This is a genomic window from Aquimarina pacifica (assembly GCF_000520955.1).
Classification (GTDB): domain Bacteria; phylum Bacteroidota; class Bacteroidia; order Flavobacteriales; family Flavobacteriaceae; genus Aquimarina; species Aquimarina pacifica.
In genome coordinates, this window is sequence record NZ_JACC01000042.1 from 46,509 (window position 1) to 64,267 (window position 17,759).

Annotated in this window: 7 protein-coding genes; all 7 read left to right on the top strand. The window is 32.6% G+C overall.

Annotated elements, in window-relative coordinates:
* The first annotated feature begins 468 nt into the window (after window positions 1-468).
* A complete protein-coding gene (locus tag DZ60_RS0118375; RefSeq protein ID WP_025743485.1) occupies window positions 469-3,747 on the top strand; it encodes a hypothetical protein in 3,279 nt (1,092 codons plus the stop codon).
* Between the two features lie 5 nt (window positions 3,748-3,752).
* The gene (locus DZ60_RS0118380) at window positions 3,753-5,681 is read left to right on the top strand and encodes a DUF3857 domain-containing transglutaminase family protein (protein ID WP_025743486.1); all 1,929 of its coding nucleotides are present in this window, start codon (window positions 3,753-3,755) and stop codon (window positions 5,679-5,681) included.
* A gap of 20 nt (window positions 5,682-5,701) precedes the next feature.
* Entirely contained in the window at window positions 5,702-7,675 is a 1,974-nt protein-coding gene (locus DZ60_RS0118385; RefSeq protein ID WP_025743487.1) for a DUF3857 domain-containing protein, read from the top strand.
* A 735-nt stretch (window positions 7,676-8,410) separates the two neighbouring features.
* Window positions 8,411-10,438: a tetratricopeptide repeat-containing sensor histidine kinase gene (locus DZ60_RS0118395; RefSeq protein ID WP_025743488.1), complete on the top strand. Its 2,028-nt coding sequence runs from the start codon at window positions 8,411-8,413 to the stop codon at window positions 10,436-10,438.
* A complete protein-coding gene (locus DZ60_RS0118400) occupies window positions 10,435-11,061 on the top strand; it encodes a response regulator (protein ID WP_025743489.1) in 627 nt (208 codons plus the stop codon). The genes DZ60_RS0118395 and DZ60_RS0118400 overlap by 4 nt, the downstream gene beginning before the upstream one ends.
* A 495-nt stretch (window positions 11,062-11,556) precedes the next feature.
* The gene (locus DZ60_RS23415) at window positions 11,557-11,826 is read left to right on the top strand and encodes a hypothetical protein (RefSeq protein ID WP_152537469.1); all 270 of its coding nucleotides are present in this window, start codon (window positions 11,557-11,559) and stop codon (window positions 11,824-11,826) included.
* The coding region (locus tag DZ60_RS0118410; protein WP_025743491.1) for a leucine-rich repeat domain-containing protein at window positions 11,789-17,759 on the top strand (5,971 nt) is incomplete at its 3' end. The genes DZ60_RS23415 and DZ60_RS0118410, both read left to right, overlap by 38 nt.

Genomic DNA, 17,759 nt, shown 5'->3' on the forward strand with positions numbered 1-17,759 from the left:
ATATCCGGAAGAAGGTATTTAGATGGTTACTGTTATGGTTATAAAAATCAAAAAAAATCAGACAGGATACAAGACAAATTCTTGCATCGGCGCAAAACTCTTCTGTGAAAACATAAAAAACTAGAAAAAAAGTAGTAATTCTAGTAACATTTTTAGAGTTCGAGACATAAACTAAAGAGATCAGTTTTATTAAACGAACACAAATGCATCTCATGGGATTGGTTCTAAAAAAGAAATAGGAAAAGATATTTTCTGTAAAAAACAGTACTATAATTGATATTCTTTATCCTAAAGATTAATATATTTAAGAATGTATATAAAATATAAAACAGCGTATGACTCTTTTTGGTTGTCTAAAGGTTTTATTTTATGTTTGTACCTCTTAACCGTAACAAAGAAACATAATTGGGGAAACAAAAATTATGATTTCTATTCGCACTCTTCGTCAACACAATTTTTAATAAGATTATGAAAAGAACATTTTTATTAATGGCGTTATGTACGTCTTCACTTTTTTATGCGCAAGAAAAGATCCCATACGTGGATTATGAAGAAATTATAGAAGACATAAATGCGCAAGATGAAAAGCAAGAATACGATAAAATTATAGCGGGACTTGATAAAATCAGTGTAAACGATTCTATATACGAATCAACATTGATTACAAAATCGTATTATCTAATGCAGCAAAAGAAATATGATGAAGCCATAGTTGTATGTGATCAAGGACTGCAGCTCCCAATGGCTGAAAATCAATATTCTTTTCTATTAAATAAAGGCTTAGCCTTGATCGAATCCGAGAAGTATAAAGACGCAATAGCTGTTCATAATGAAGCACTAAAAATCTACCCGAGAAATAATATATTTTACCATAATCTGGGATTTATTTATAAAAAGACAAAACAGTTTGATAAAGCCGCACAAAATTATATGAAATCGATTACGCTAAATCCTTTTTATGAGAAGAGCCATTTAGAACTCGGTAGAATATGTTATCAAGAAGGAAAAATTGCACAAGCCCTAATGGCATTTAATATGTATTTGCTATTAAACCCTGATGGAGAAAATTCTTTTGATTTATTAAATTCGGTCAACACCTTAGTCTCTAATCAGAATGATCTAGAACCTGCAGGTATACAGATATCAGCCGATGATTACACATTCGAAGATATAGATTTGGTATTAGATAGCCGTATGGCTCTAAACGTTAACTATAAAATTGACAATAAAATAAATATAGCACTAACCAAACAGAATCATGCGCTCTTTGAACAATTGTCAGATTATGAGGGTGACGGAGGGTTTTGGGATAAGAAATATGTACCTTTCTATCAGTGGGTGTTCCAAAATAATCACTTTGACAATTTTACGTATACAATTTCATACTCGATACAAAACCCTGATTTTAAAAAGATAATAGATAAAAACATCGATGATGTTAAGTCCTTTGTTAATTTATATTATAGCAAATGGGAGGAGTTAATGAGTTATGATCACGAAGAAGTATTCGAAGGAAAAAAGCAAAAAGTAACCTATTTATTTGATAATTATACTTTTCTTCAGGCAGTCGGTGTGACTAATGGGGAAAAGAAAATAGGGAATTGGGAAATTTATGATGAAGAAGGAAAGATAATAGGAAAAGGAAAATTTGATGATAGTGGATTAAGAAATGGTGAGTGGATATGGTATGATCAATTTGGTAATATTTCAGAAAAAGAAAACTACAAGAACGGTAAGCTAGAAGGCAAGTATACATCGTATTATACAAATGGAAATATAGAAATTGAGAGTTTTTATGAAGGAGACAGATTAAATGGTGATTATAAAGCGTATAATAAGAGTGGTGCTCTAGGTGTACATAAGGTTTTTGAAAATGGGACACTCAATGGTAGATATTTAACTTTCTATGCTTTAGGAGAAATCTCAAAAGAATATGAAGTCAACTATACTGAAGGTATCCCAACAGGAGAACTCAAACAATATTACCCAGATGGATCTTTATTAAAGAAAAGGCCTTTTAAGAACGGTAAGATTAACGGAATCGAGCAAGTATATTATAATACGGGCGAGTCTAGTGCTGAGTATGAGTATAAAGATGATTATTATAATGGAGTTTATAGAAGCTTCTATCCTAATGGGCAACCATATGAAGTTGGGACTACATCAGAAGGATATTATAATGGTGATTGGAAATTTTACTATTCTGACGGTACATTAATGCGCGAAACGGCCTATAGTGAGGGAAAATTTAATGGTTCTTATAAGGAGTATGATGTTGATGGAAAATTGATATCTGATTTTACCTATCGTAATGATGATTTCATAGCTCATAAGCATTTCAATAAAAACGGAGAGGTTATTCAGGAAGCGAAAAAGAAGAATGGAGAGTTTTATTATCAAGGATTTTCGCCTCTGGGAGATATGATCACAGAAGGATTGTATGATAGTAAGGGAGGAAAAAAAGGAGAATGGAAATACTATACCGATGGTGTTTTGATAAATAAAGGAGTTTATGAAGACAATTTGCTTCAAGGTGCATATTATAGTTACTATAGATCTGGACAAGAGGAGTCTATAGCACAATATAAAAATGATTCTCTATCTGGGTATTATGTGGGATATCACGAAAATGGAAATATAGCACGTCAGGGATGGCATAAAAATAATAAAGCACACGGATTTTGGATTTCGTACTACAATGACGGAAAAATAAAAGAAAAAAACTTTTACCATAAAGGAAAACAACATGGGATACAGGAGATTTATGGTGTAGAAGGAAAATTATCACATACACTAGTTTTTGAATACCAAAGTCTGGTATCCGAGGTGTATTTTAGACCAGATGGTAGTGTACAACAGGAGATAGCACACGACCCTACTAAGAAGACATATACTATTTCCTTTTATCGATATGATGGCACCGTATATTCTAAAACAGCGTATTTATATGGTCTCAAACATGGTACTTATATACAGTTTGATCACGAAGGTAAAAAGACTGTAGAAGGAGCATATTTTAATGACAAGTATCATGGTAAATGGACTTGGTATAATGAAAGCAAAATTAGTTTAGAGGGCGAATATTTTCATGGTGAAAATATTGGCGAATGGAAGATCTATCATGATACAGGAAAATTACACAAAAAATACACCTATGAATCGGGGCAATTAGAAGGAATACTTGAAACATATGATGAACAAGGTGTGTTAATTAGAACAATACCTTATAAAAAAGGAAAAATTCATGGAGAACGCATGTTTTATAGTCCAGAAGGAAAATTGCAAGCCATAAGATATTATCATAATGATAAGATCATAGGGTATAGCTATCACGATACAAATGGTGATGTAAAACCTATGATCCCGATAGAAAATTACTCAGGACAAGTAAGGGCATTTTTTGATAACGGAAAACCATCTATGGAAGCCGAATTCAAAAACGGACTATTAGTAGAAGATTTCAAGGCATATTACTATTCTGGCCAGTTAGAGCGACAAACAAGTTTTATAAATGGGAACACCCATGGAAAATTTATTGATTATTACGCCGACGGAAAAATTAAGAGTGAAACAAATTATAATTATGATATGTTACATGGTATGCTCAAAGAGTATTATCAAAACGGAAATCTAAAGAAAGAAGTCAATTATCTATACGATAAACGAAGCGGTTCTGCCAAATACTTCGATGAAAACGGTAAACTCAAGAAAGAAAATGTTTATTTTAATGATATAGTAGACAAATAAGAAGGATGAAGTACAAGAAACAATTGGTAAGCGTTGCATTATTAGTGTCCTTTCTAGGGCAAGCTCAGATCTCTCCAATATTTGAAGAGTATAAAGAAAAATATCCCAATGCATATTCTGTTAAATTATTAGAAGAAAGAAAGGTCGATATTGGCCTTAAGAATGGAGAGATTCTTATTACTCAGGAGATTACAGAAGAAAACTTATATCTTGATGCAGCAGCTACATATCAATCAAAAGAGTCAATTAATTATTCCACTTTTTTTGAAGTAGAATCTATCGAAGCCGCTTCAATGGTTTATAAAGATGGCAAATATAATGAGATAGAAGTAAAAGATTTTGTGACCAAAGATGAGATGAATCAAAGTTTTTATGATGATTCAAAATCGATCAATTTTATTTACCCAAACCTTCAACCAGGTTCAAAATCAAAGTTACGGTATAAGGAAAAGATTAAAAATCCTAGATTTTTGGGTTCTTTTTATTTTGCCGACTTTCATCCCACAGTGCAAAGTAAACTTACAATTAGTGTAGATAAAGATATTTCGCTAAAGTTTAAAGAATTTAATACGGATGGAGTAAACATAGATTTTTCTGAGTCTGAGAAACATGGTAAACGTATTTATAGTTGGGAGGCTAATGGTATTGATGAGTTTAAGCTAGATCCAGGAGCTCCTAATTTTAGAAATACCTTACCTCATCTTGTACCAATGATAACCGATTATCAACTAAAAGGTGAAAAAGTAAAGTTACTAGGTGAGGTATCAGATCTATACGGTTGGTATTACTCTTTGGTCAAGGATATCAATAAGGAAGCAGCAGATAATGAATTAGTTAAAATTGTAAATATTTTAACGAAGGACAAAAAAACAAATCTAGAAAAGGTTAAAGCAATTTATTATTGGGTTCAGGAAAACATTAAGTATATCGCTTTTGAGTATGCCCTAGGAGGATTTATACCTAGAGAAGCTAATGACATATTTAATAAAAAATATGGGGATTGTAAGGATAATTCTAGCATACTTCAGGAGATGTTAGAAATTGCCGGTCTACAAGGAAACCTTACCTGGATAGGGACACGAAGTATTCCGTACAAGTATGAAGAGGTACCAACTCCTGCAGTCGATAATCATATGATTTTGTCATATATAGAAGGGGAGAATGTGTATTATCTAGATGCTACAGGTAGGTACATCCCTATAGATTTGCCAACCCCTTTTATCCAAGGAAAAGAAGCATTAATTTCTTTAGGAGAAAAAGAGTTTGTGGTAAAAGAAGTTCCTGTTGTAGATTCTAAAAAGAATACCATGGTAGATTCTACATTCATAAAAATAAAAGATCATACCGTCATTGGGTCAGGTAATTTTAAGTTATCAGGATATTTCAAAACAGATTTTTTTAGCACTTTCGAAAGAAATAAAAAAGAAACCAAATTAAAAGAAGTCTATACAAAAGAGCTTAGAAAAGGGAGTAATAAGTTTCTGATAGAAGACTTTAAAGAAACAAACAAATATGATTACGATAAAGATTTTATTGTAACCTATACTTTTAATATTCAGGATTATATAAATCAATTAGATGATGAGGTATATATAAACCTTAATCTAAATAGAGAGCTTAGTCAATTTAAGCTAAAAGAAGACAGAAAATCTGCCAAAGAATACCGTTATAAATCCTATGTCAAAAATATAACTGTACTCGAGGTTCCCGAAGGGAAAGAAATAGCCTATATCCCAGACGACTTTTCTATTGATAACGATTTTTTTGAATGTTCTATTAAATACCTAAAAAAGGAGAATGCTATAATTTATGAATTGATTATGGATCAGGACTTTATTCTCTTAGATGTAGAACAGCAGAAAGCGTTTAATACACTCATTAAGAATGTTGAAAAGAATTTTAAAGAAGTAATTATTTTAAAAGATAAAAAGTAATTAGACACCATACTATTATTATGAAATCACTTATATACCATGCAATACTTTTTCTTTGCATAACTACTGTTTGGGGACAAAAAGAACCATATTATAAGACATATAATTGGTCAGATAATCCTATTGAAGATATTGACATAGAAAAATTTAAGGATAAAGACATTGTTGCCTTTAAAGATAAAGTAGTTAATGAGTTTTGTTTTATTAATGAAGATGAATTCGTAGAATATTCATTGGTTCACAAGTTGTATTGGCTTAATTCGAATGATAATATCGAGAAATATAATAAGGTATATCTGCCATCTTCTGCAAACTCAGAAGTAGTAAAAAATAAAGCACGAGTAATTACTAAGGAAGGTAAGATTATAGAATTAGATGATTCTAAAATTTTAACATCAGAAGATGAAGAGACAAAAAGGGTGCTGAAGTATTATGCACTAGAAGGAATAGAAAAAGGAGGATATATAGAATATTTCTTTGTAGTAAAAAGATACCCGGCTTATACCGGAAAAAGAATAACGTTGCAGTCAGATTTTGATAAAAAAAATGTTGATTTCGAATTACTTGCTCCATCTAATTTGATCTTTCAAATCAAAACATACAATGATCTTCCTGATGCAGTAAAAGATTCGACGAATACGGATAAAAATCATTGGAAATTACAACTAAAGGAAGTACCGGCATTAGAAAAAGAAGAGCAAGCCCCGTATAGTGCAATGAGTAAATATTTGATATATAAGCTTCATGAAAATGCAAATAACCCAGGCAACGATATTGTATCCTATAGGGTAGGTTCTCAAAATATTTATAAAAACCTTTATGAGGAGATAGATAATAAACTCAAAGTAGAAATAAATGGGTTTATTAAATCGATAGAAGGTTTGGATAGTGAGGACGAAACAGGAAAAATTCGTTTACTAGAAAATTATATAAAGACAAATATATATGTAGCCGAGGTAAGTAGAGAAGATCTCGAGGATGTTTCTAGTATTCTGGATAAAAAAGTAGCCAATGAGAGAGGAATTTTAAAATTGTATCTCACATTATTTAATGCTCTAGAGATTAAACATCAAATCGTTTATACGACCGATAGAAGGGAAATGAAATTTGATAAAGATTTTGAAGCGTATAATTTTTTTCAGGAAAATCTAATATATTTTCCGAAACAGAAGCTTTATATGGCGCCTACTAGGTTAGAATCGAGATTGGGTTTTCCTCCCGGATACATGACAGATAACTATGGACTATTTGTGAAACAAGTTACGTTAGGAGGTTTTACTTCGGCAATAGGTAGTATTAAATATATACAACCTGTCAATTATGATAAAACCAATTATAATTTGATAATGAATGTCAGTTTTGATCCCGATGACCTTACTGTTACAAAATTAAAAATGGATCGTACCATGGATGGGTATTATGCAGTATATGTGCAGCCTTTTATGGATGTGGCAAAAGAGGAAAATAAGAGTGAAATTATAGAAAGCGTAATAAAATCGATCAATCCAAATCTCGAAATTATAGAAAAAAAGGTGTTTAACGCTTCTTCAAAAGATTTTGGGACAAAACCATTGCAAATACTGGCAGAGTTAAAATCTGAGGATTATGTAGATAAAGCAGGAAATAAATACTTGTTTAAAATAGGAGCTATCATTGGACCCCAACAAGAGATGTATCAGGAAAAAGTACGTCAACTTCCTGTAGAAAACGAATTTGAAAGAAGTTATGACAGGAAAATAATTGTTGATATTCCTAATGGGTATCAATTTAAAAACCTTGATAAAATTAATATAGATGAGTCTTACAGTAAAGATGACAAAGAATTGTTTATGTTTAAGTCTTCTTATAGTATAAAAGATAATCAACTCATTGTTTCTATTAAAGAGCAATATAATCAGAATATCGTTGATGTTTCTTTATACGAAGAATATAGGACTGTAATAAACAGTGCTGCCAATTTTAATAAAGTTACATTGGTATTAGAGAAACTCTAAATAGCATCACTAGATGCGGTAAATTTTATAAAAAGCCTAAAAATCTTAAAAGATTTTTAGGCTTGTTTATTGGGCAAATACTGTTACTGGATGTATTCTCATGCGAACAGGACCCCCAGATTCTTATGTATAGGTAACTAAGTCCAATGATAAATAAGCAGCTCTAATTTCACTTATTTTTCCATCCTTGATTTTATAAATAATATATTTAGCTGAAGTAGCTTCGATTACAGTGGGTAGCATCTTATGGCTAACCAAAATTTGTTGAGAATGACCAAAATTTAATGTTATCGTATTACTTTCGAAGAAGCAAAAAAAAAAACGACCACTACAAAATTTGAATCACTGTTTGAGTTTTTTTGAAATTAGAGCAACTCAACTTGGTAAGTACTTCTTGCATAAAATAGAAGCATTGTTATTAGGCCTTAGTGATCCTTTTGCATATTGATAAGAATAAAAGCAGATATAGAAAAATCTCTTATCAAAATCGTATAGATTGTTGCTTAGATCATTCATATCTGTTTATGAATGTATACTCTAAAAAAATAGTTATTTCTAACATCCATCATAGACGAAAACCGATATATATTATTGTTGACATGTGCTTTGGGTTAACAACTCTTAATCATAACATGAGACATAATAAAAATACCAAGATAGGTTAAACCACCATCATGATTTTGGGAAAATTTTTACACCAAAATCTATATCTTTACTGGCTGTAATCCTATTCACATGAAGATTCTACTGCAAACTTTCTTTTTTATTCTTGCCTATACTGCCATTGCGCAAAATTCTGACTTAGAGAGATCTGTTTTGGTATTAAAACAAAAAATCAGTGAGTCAGAAAAAGGTGAAAAATTAAAATGGATGGATAGTCTGTCTTTACTTATAGATTTTAATGATGAATACAATTACGACTCCATAGTAAGACAAACCATCAAGTATGCACTAGAACTGGATTCACTAGATATAGCCACTCGTAATACTCATGATCTTGTTTATTATAAAACCGCTATAATCGGTAAACCAGAAGAAGGATTGAAAATTTTTAAAGACTTTACTAGCACAGAAAAAAGGTTAATAAGTAATGCGGCCAAAGCTAGGCTTTATATACAGGGTGCATCTAGCTATCATGCGATTGGCGATATTGATGAAGCCATAAAACAGTTAGAAGTTGCAAAAAAATTGGCATTAAAAACAACGAATGCAAAACTGCTGGCAGATATCAATTTAAGTTTAGGAAAATACCATGGCGAGATAGGGGATTTTGTGAAGTCCTCAAATTTTATTCAGGAAGCAATTCCGACATTTATAGAGAAAAAGGATACTGTAAAGATTATTGATTCTAAAAATGTATTATCGATTCTGTACAGTCAAAATGCTTTTTATAAGGAGGCTGAGCTAGAGCGTAATGAGGCAATTGCTTTGGCCAAAAAGCAAAAAGAAGAATCAAGCTTATATTTTTTGTATTTCAATGCTGCTCAAGATTACAGATTACTTGGTGATCATAAAAAATGGATCGCCAATATGAAACTTTGCCTTAAAGCAAACGAAAAATCGCTTTATAAAATTCACTTTGAACCTCTTATTCTATGCAATTTAATTATTGCCCTTGCAGAAAGTAACAACCTAAAGGAAGCAGAAGAGTATTTTAAAACTGTTGAAAACAACCTAGAGAAGTATTCTACAGGAAATAATTATAATACCTATATCGAAACCCTGAAACAAATGGCATTTGCCAAAGGTAACTATCAAGAAGCAGTATCCTATGGGAAGGAACATTTGGACTCAGTATTAAAACTAGACGCTTTTGTCGAAATTATGAATGCCGAGAATTTTATGGCAAAAGTTTATAATGCACAGAAGGATGCTAAAAACTCACTTAAACACAAAGTTCGTTATTATACGATCAAAGATTCTGTGGCGACAGTTCAAAAAGTGAAAGCTTTGACATTTTACCAAACGCTATATGAAACAGAAAAGAGAGATCTTAAAATTGAGGCTCAGGAATCTAGTATTGCGCTTCTGGATTCAAAAAACAAAATAAAAAATCAATGGATGCTCTTTGGGGGCTTAGGGTTACTGTTAATTTTTTGGATCATATTTTTGATTTGGTCTAGAAAAGAAGCACAAAAAAGACATCAGCGACAGGAGCAGTTTACCACCCAGTTGGTCAATATTCAGGAAGTTGAACGCTCTAGAGTTGCCAGAGAGTTGCATGATAGTGTAGGCCAAAAATTACTCGTTCTTAAAAACATACTATCTCAAAAAGAAAAAGATCAACAAAAAGAAATAGATGTTCTTGATGAAACCATTACAGAGGTTCGCGAAATGTCGCATAGTTTGCACCCTTTTCAGTTCGAGAAACTTGGTCTTGTGCAATCCTTAGAAGATATGATAACTGCTTTTCAGAAAAATTCTGAGGTATTTTATTCTTCCGAAATCGAAGATATTTCTGGATTAATACCGAAGGAGAAAGAAATTATCCTTTTTAGAATGCTTCAGGAATGTATTGGCAATGTAGAAAAACATGCAGAAGCTACCGCCTGTAATCTTTCTGTAAAACAGAAAAAGGAAAATGTTGTTTTTTGCTTAAAAGATAATGGTAAGGGCTTCGACGTTGAAAAGAGTTCTGAAAAAGTAGATGGTCTGGGGATGAAAACCTTAAAGGAACGTGCCAAATATATTGATGCTATGTTGAGGATAGATTCTGAAAAAGAAAAAGGAACTACCATAACCATTAAAATTTCTAAAGCATGAACCTAACGATTGTTTTAGCTGATGACCATCCGTTGCTATTAAGTGGAACAGAGCAATTTTTAAAAAACTTGCAATTTAAAGTAGTAGGAACAGCTATAGATGGCAATGATGCCTATAGCCAAATTATAAAACATCAGCCCGATATCGCTATTTTAGATTTTGATATGCCTAAGTATAATGGTATAGAAGTAGGAAAGTTATGTTCGCAAAAAGGAATAGAAACCAAGATAATAATTCTGACGCTTTACAAACAAGAATCCATCATTAGTGAGGTTGGAAATTCTATTCATGGCTATGTCCTAAAAAATGATACCATAGACGAACTCGCAAATGCCATTACTCAAGTTGCCAAAGGTCACCACTATATAAGTAAAAACTTAAATGAAAATATTCATCTTAGCGACCCCACCAATACCATTGAACATCTCACAATCACTGAAATGAAAATATTGCGCCATCTGGCTACGGATCGGTCTTCTTCCCAAATCGCCGAATCCCTTTTTATTTCAAAACGTACCGTAGAGAAACATCGTAGTAATATTATCAAAAAATTGGGGATTTCCTCTTCTCAAAATGCACTTCTTCTTTGGGTGCAAAAAAATCCAAACTTCTTCATTAAGTAGTCGTACCTATTCCTTAGAATTATTTTCCTCTTTACTTTTTAGGAATAAATAAAAGAGTTTCTGCAAATGGATATATAATTGGTAGGGCAATACGCACAAATATCTGGCGAAGAATACTACAGAAAATTAAAGATAAGAGCTACCTAAAACCTTTTGCTCCTGTGTGGATTTAAAATCCATATTTTTTTGATACGTAGGTGTACGTATTGTGCCAATATCTATTCATTGGTAAGTTTGTTCCTTAATCTAGGAAAAGTTACTAAAAACAAAAATGAAATAATGAATACATGCTTACATAGTTTTTGTTAGCAGGTATTGCAAAAATTAAGGGAAACAAATTTTTGAATTAAAAAACACATATCGCTTTAACAAGTAATTCTTGGCCTATCAGCATAGTAGGCAACAACATTTTTTTTCTTCGCTGAAAGGTTCGAGAACCAACAAAAAAATAGAATTATAATGATGGCATTTGGGAATACACAACATTATAAAAAAATGAAGAAGTATTTACTTTTAATTCTAATACGACCATTGATAAGCTACTTACGAATCCAAATAAGTATGGACTTATATCCTAAGACAGTTGCTAATGTATCCGGAACAAGTAATAGTTTTTCTAGTTATGATTCTGTAGTAACTCATCCAAAAAACACTACTAAAAAAATAATTGGTAAAATACGTTATTCACAATCTCATATTAACAAATCACTCCAAAGATTAATTACTCATGAAAAAAATTACCCTAGTATTAACTCTATTATTTAGCGGTTTACTATTTGCCCAAGATTTTACAATAGACGGTATTGAATATACCATAACATCTACAGCAGCCCCATATACAGTCGAAGTATCTGATTATGTCGGAACAAGTACTACGGTAGCCATACCAACTACAGTTACTTATGATGGTATTTTATATACCGTAACAACCATTGGTACTTATGCTTTTTGGGGCAAAGAATTAACCCGTATTACACTTCCTGACAGTATAACAAGTATTGGTGCTTATGCTTTTCGAGACAATGAATTAACCAGTGTTACCATTCCTAATATCGTGGCAACTATTGGTGATTATGCTTTCGCGGGAAATGAATTAACCAGTGTCATTTCTGAAAGCTTAAACCCGGCAACGCTGCTTAGCACTATTTTTGATAATCGTAGTTTAATAGACCTCAGTATTCCTGCAGGTACAGAAGAAGTATACGAAACAGCAGGTTGGACTGGGTTTAATACCGTCTTACTATTTGATGCAACATTTATTGTAGACAGTATTGAATATACAGTAACAGCTGCAACAGACCCTTATACTGTTGAAGTATCGGATTATACAGGAACAAGCACTGTGGTAAGCATACCAGATACGGTTGTTTATTATAGCATTACATTTACCGTAACAACTATTGGTGATAATGCTTTGTATCAAAAAAATTTAACCAGCATTACCATTCCTGACAGCGTAACAGCTATTGGTGATGCTGCTTTTTTCTATAATAATTTAACCAGTGTTACCATTCCTGACAGTGTAACAGCTATTGGTGAATCTGCTTTCAGTATCAATGATTTAACCAGTATTACTATTTCTGATAGCGTAACAAGTATTGGTGATCATGCCTTCTTTCAGAATAATTTAACAAGTGTTACCATTCCTGACAGTGTAACAAGTATTGGTATTGCTGCTTTTGCCTATAATCATTTAAGTACTGTTACTATTGGCAGTAGTGTAGAAACTATTGGTGCGTCTGCTTTTGCTTTATCTTATAAAGATTTAACTAGCGTGTTTTCTAAAAGTTTAAACCCAGCAACACTTGTAGACACTGTTTTTGATAATCGTAGTGTAATAGACATTACTATTCCTGTAGGAACAACCGAGGTATACCAAACAGCAGGTTGGACAGGTTTTAATGCGGTCTTATTTGATGAAAATTTTAGTGTAGACGGTATTGAATATACCATAACATCTACAGCAGCCCCATATACGGTTGAAGTATCCAATTATGTAGGTACAAGTACTACGGTAGCAATACCAACTACAGTTACTTATGATAACATTACATATATAGTAACAACTATTGGTAATAATGCTTTCCTGGATAAAAATTTAATCAGTGTTACCATTCCAGATAGTGTAACAACTATTGGTGATTCTACTTTTCAGGAAAACAATTTAACCAGTGTTACCATTCCTGACAGCGTAACAACCATTGGTGAGAATGCTTTTCGGGACAATGAATTAATCAGTGTTATCATTCCAGATGGCGTAACAAGTATTAGTGATTATGTTTTTTCCTTTAATAGTTTAACAAGTGTTACCATTCCTGATAGCGTAACTAGTATCGGTGATTCTGCTTTTCAGGACAATGAATTAATCAGTGTTATCATTCCATATGGCATAACAAATATTGGCGATTATGTTTTTTCCTTTAATGCTTTAACCAGTGTTACTATTCCTGATAGCGTAACTAGTATCGGTGATTCTGCTTTTCAGGACAATGAATTAATCAGTGTTATCATTCCATATGGCATAACAAATATTGGCGATTATGTTTTTTCCTTTAATGCTTTAACCAGTGTTACTATTCCTGATAGCGTAACTAGTATCGGTGATTCTGCTTTTCAGGACAATGAATTAATCAGTGTTATCATTCCATATGGCATAACAAATATTGGCGATTATGTTTTTTCCTTTAATGCTTTAACCAGTGTTACTATTCCTGATAGCGTAACTAGTATCGGTGATTCTGCTTTTCAGGACAATGAATTAATCAGTGTTATCATTCCATATGGCATAACAAATATTGGCGATTATGTTTTTTCCTTTAATGCTTTAACCAGTGTTACTATTCCTGATAGCGTAACTAGTATCGGTGATTCTGCTTTTCAGGACAATGAATTAATCAGTGTTATCATTCCATATGGCATAACAAATATTGGCGATTATGTTTTTTCCTTTAATGCTTTAACCAGTGTTACTATTCCTGATAGCGTAACAAGTATCGGTAATTCTGCTTTCCGTTCCAATGAATTAACCAGTATTATTATTCCGGATGGCGTAACAAGTATTGATGATTATGCTTTTTCCTTTAATAATGGTTTAACCACTGTTACTATTGGCAGTAGCGTAGAAACTATTGGTGATTATGCTTTCCGTTATAATGAATTAACCAGTGTGTTTTCTAAAAGTTTACACCCAGCAACCCTTGCAGACACTGTTTTTGATGATCGTAGTGTAATAGACCTTTATATTCCTGCAGGTACAGTAGAAGCATACGAAATAGCAAGTTGGACAGGTTTTAATACGATTTTATTATTTGATGAAACTTTTAGTGTAGATGGTATTGAATATACCATAACATCGCTAACAAACCCAACTACAGTTGAAGTGTCTGATTATGTCGGGACAAGTACTACGGTAGCCATACCAAATATAGTTACTTATAATAGTATTGTATTTACCGTAACAACTATTGGTGATACTGCTTTCGCTGCAAATGACTTAACCAGTGTTACTATTCCAGATAGTGTAACAGCTATTGGTGATGGTGCTTTTGCTACAAATGATTTAACCAGTGTTATTATTCCAGATAGTGTAACAACTATTGGTGATGCTGCTTTCTCTAACAATAATTTAACCAGTGTTACTATTCCAAGTAGTGTAACAAGTATTAGTGGTTATGCTTTCTATCAAAATTCATTAACCAATCTTACGATTCCAGATAGTGTAACAAGTATTAATGAGTATGCTTTCAGTGAAAATGAATTGACCAGTGTTATTATTCCAAGTAGTGTAACAAGTATTGGTGATTTTGCTTTTGCTGAAAATGATTTAACTAGTGTGTTTTCTAAAAGTTTAAACCCAGCAACACTTACAGACACTATTTTTGGTGATCGTAGTTTAATAGACCTTATTATTCTTACTGACACAACACAAGCATACCAAACAGCAGGTTGGACAGGTTTTAAAATTGAATATTCGGTAACATCTCAAACAACCCCGTATACAGTTGAAGTCTCTAATTATGGTGGAACAAGTAAAACTGTAGCCATACCAACTACAGTTACTCATGATAACATTACATATACCGTAACACGTATTGGTAATGATGCTTTCTTTAATAATGATTTAACCAGTGTTACCATACCTGACAGCGTCACTAGTATTAGTAATGCTGCTTTCTATCAAAATTCATTAACCAGTGTTACCATTCCAGATGGCATAACAACTATTGGTGATTACGCTTTCGCAAATAATGAATTAACCAATGTGATTTCAGAAAGTTTAGACCCAGCAACACTGCTTAGCAATGTTTTTGATAATCGTAATTCAATAGACCTTAGTATTCCTACAGGTACAACAGAGGTTTATAAAACAGCAGGTTGGACTGGTTTTAATTCGGTTACCGAGCAAGCTATAGAAGACTTTGTTATAGATGGAATTGAATATATCATAACATCGTTAACAGACCCGACTACAGTTGAAGTATCGGGTTATGTTGGCACAAGTACTGTAGTAGATATACCCACAACAGTTACTTATGATAACATTACATTTAGTGTAACCAGTATTGGTGAAGAAGCTTTCCGGGGAAATAAATTAACCAGCGTTACTATTCCAGACAGTGTAACAACTATTGGTGAATCTGCTTTTTGGAATAATGAATTAACCAGTATTACTATTCCAGACAGTGTAACAACTATTGGTGGTGCTACTTTCTCTCATAATAATTTAACCAGTGTTACCATTCCTAACAATGTAACAATTATTGGTGTTGCTGCTTTCTTTAGTAATAATTTAGCCAGTGTTACCATTCCTAACAGTGTAACAACTATTGGTGGTGCTGCTTTCTCTTATAATAATTTAGCCAGTGTTACTATTCCAGATAGCGTAATAAGTATTGGTGAAGAAGCTTTTTTAGATAATAAATTGACCAGCGTTACTATTGGTAATAGTGTAGAAACTATTGGTGAATCTGCTTTTCAGGAAAATGAATTAACCAGTGTTACTATTCCAGATAGCGTAATAAGTATTGGTGATGCTGCTTTCTGGGAAAATGAACTAACCAGTGTTACTATTCCAGATAGCGTAATAAGTATTGGTGAAGAAGCTTTTTTAGATAATAAATTGACTAGTGTTACCATTGGTAATAGTGTAGAAACTATTGGTGAATCTGCTTTTTGGAATAATGAATTAACCAGTGTTACTATTCCAGATAGCGTAATAAGTATTGGTGAACTTGCTTTTTATGGGAATAAATTGACTAGTGTGACTTCTAAAAGTTTACAACCAGCAACACTACTTAGCAGTGTTTTTAATAGCAGAAGTTCAATAACTTTAAGTATTCCAACAGGTACAGTAGCAACATACGAAACCGCAGGTTGGACAGGTTTTAATTCAGTTTCATTATTTGACGCAACATTTATTGTAGATGATATTGAATATACTATAACATCGTTAACAAATCCAGCTACAGTAGAAGCATCTGATTATATTGGAACAAGTACTGTAGTAGATATACCCACAACAGTTACTTATAGTAACATTACATTTAGCGTAACCAGTATTGGTGATGCTGCTTTCTTTAACAATGATTTGTCCAGTGTTACTATTCCTGATAGCGTAACAAGTATTGGTGAAGGTGCTTTTCAGCGAAATTCATTAACCAGAGTTATTATTCCTTATAGCGTAACAGCTATTGGTAATGTTGCTTTCGGAGAAAATTCATTAATCCGTGTTACTATTAGTAGTGGTGTAACTAGTATTGGTAATTATGCTTTCGCCGGAAATGATTTGTCCAGTGTTACTATTCCTAATAGCGTAACAAGCATAGGTGATTATGCTTTCTATCAAAATTCATTAACCAGTGTTATTATTCCTAACAATGTAACAACTATTGGCGGCTCTGCTTTCTGTAGTAATGAATTAACCAGTGTTACTATTCCTAGTAGTGTAACAACTATTGGTGATTATGCTTTCTGTGATAATGAATTAACCACCGTGATTTCAGAAAGTTTAGACCCAGCAACACTAGCAGACACTATTTTTGTTGATCGTAGTTTAATAGACCTTACTATTCCTGAAGGGACAACGGATGTTTACATAACAAAAGGTTGGACCGGTTTTAATTCTGTTACCGAGCAAGCTACTGAAGAGTTTATAGTGGATGGTATTAGATATACAATAACATCTACAGCTGACCCATATACAGTTGAAGCATCAGATTATATAGGAAGCAACACCACGTTAAATATACCCAATACAGTTACCAATAATGGTAGTACATATACAGTAACCACTATTGGTGATGACGCTTTTTCCTTTAATGATTTCATCAGTGTTACTATCCCCAATAGTGTAACAAGTATTGGTGATGACGCTTTTTTTGGAAATGATTTAACCAGTGTTACTATTCCGGATAGTGTAACAAGTATTGGTGTTTATGCTTTCGCTTCAAATAAGTTAACCAGTGTTACCATTCCAAATAGTGTAACGAGTATTAGTGAATCTGCTTTCCGTTCCAATAATTTAACTAGTGTTACCATTCCAAATGGTGTAACAACTATTGGTGAAAATGCTTTCCGTTTCAATTATTATTTAATCAGTGTTACTATTCCCAGCAGCGTAACAAGTATAGGTGATTATGCTTTTTCTAGCAATGCTTTAACCAGTATTACTATTCCAGATAGTGTAACAACTATTGGTG

Bases quoted from the DNA above. Each gene is read 5' to 3' on its own strand.
- DZ60_RS0118400 (WP_025743489.1), top strand. From the start codon at position 10,435: ATGAACCTAACGATTGTTTTAGCTGATGACCATCCGTTGCTATTAAGT.
- DZ60_RS0118385 (WP_025743487.1), top strand. From the start codon at position 5,702: ATGAAATCACTTATATACCATGCAATACTTTTTCTTTGCATAACTACT.
- DZ60_RS0118380 (WP_025743486.1), top strand. From the start codon at position 3,753: ATGAAGTACAAGAAACAATTGGTAAGCGTTGCATTATTAGTGTCCTTT.
- DZ60_RS23415 (WP_152537469.1), top strand. From the start codon at position 11,557: ATGAAGAAGTATTTACTTTTAATTCTAATACGACCATTGATAAGCTAC.
- DZ60_RS0118375 (WP_025743485.1), top strand. From the start codon at position 469: ATGAAAAGAACATTTTTATTAATGGCGTTATGTACGTCTTCACTTTTT.
- DZ60_RS0118395 (WP_025743488.1), top strand. From the start codon at position 8,411: ATGAAGATTCTACTGCAAACTTTCTTTTTTATTCTTGCCTATACTGCC.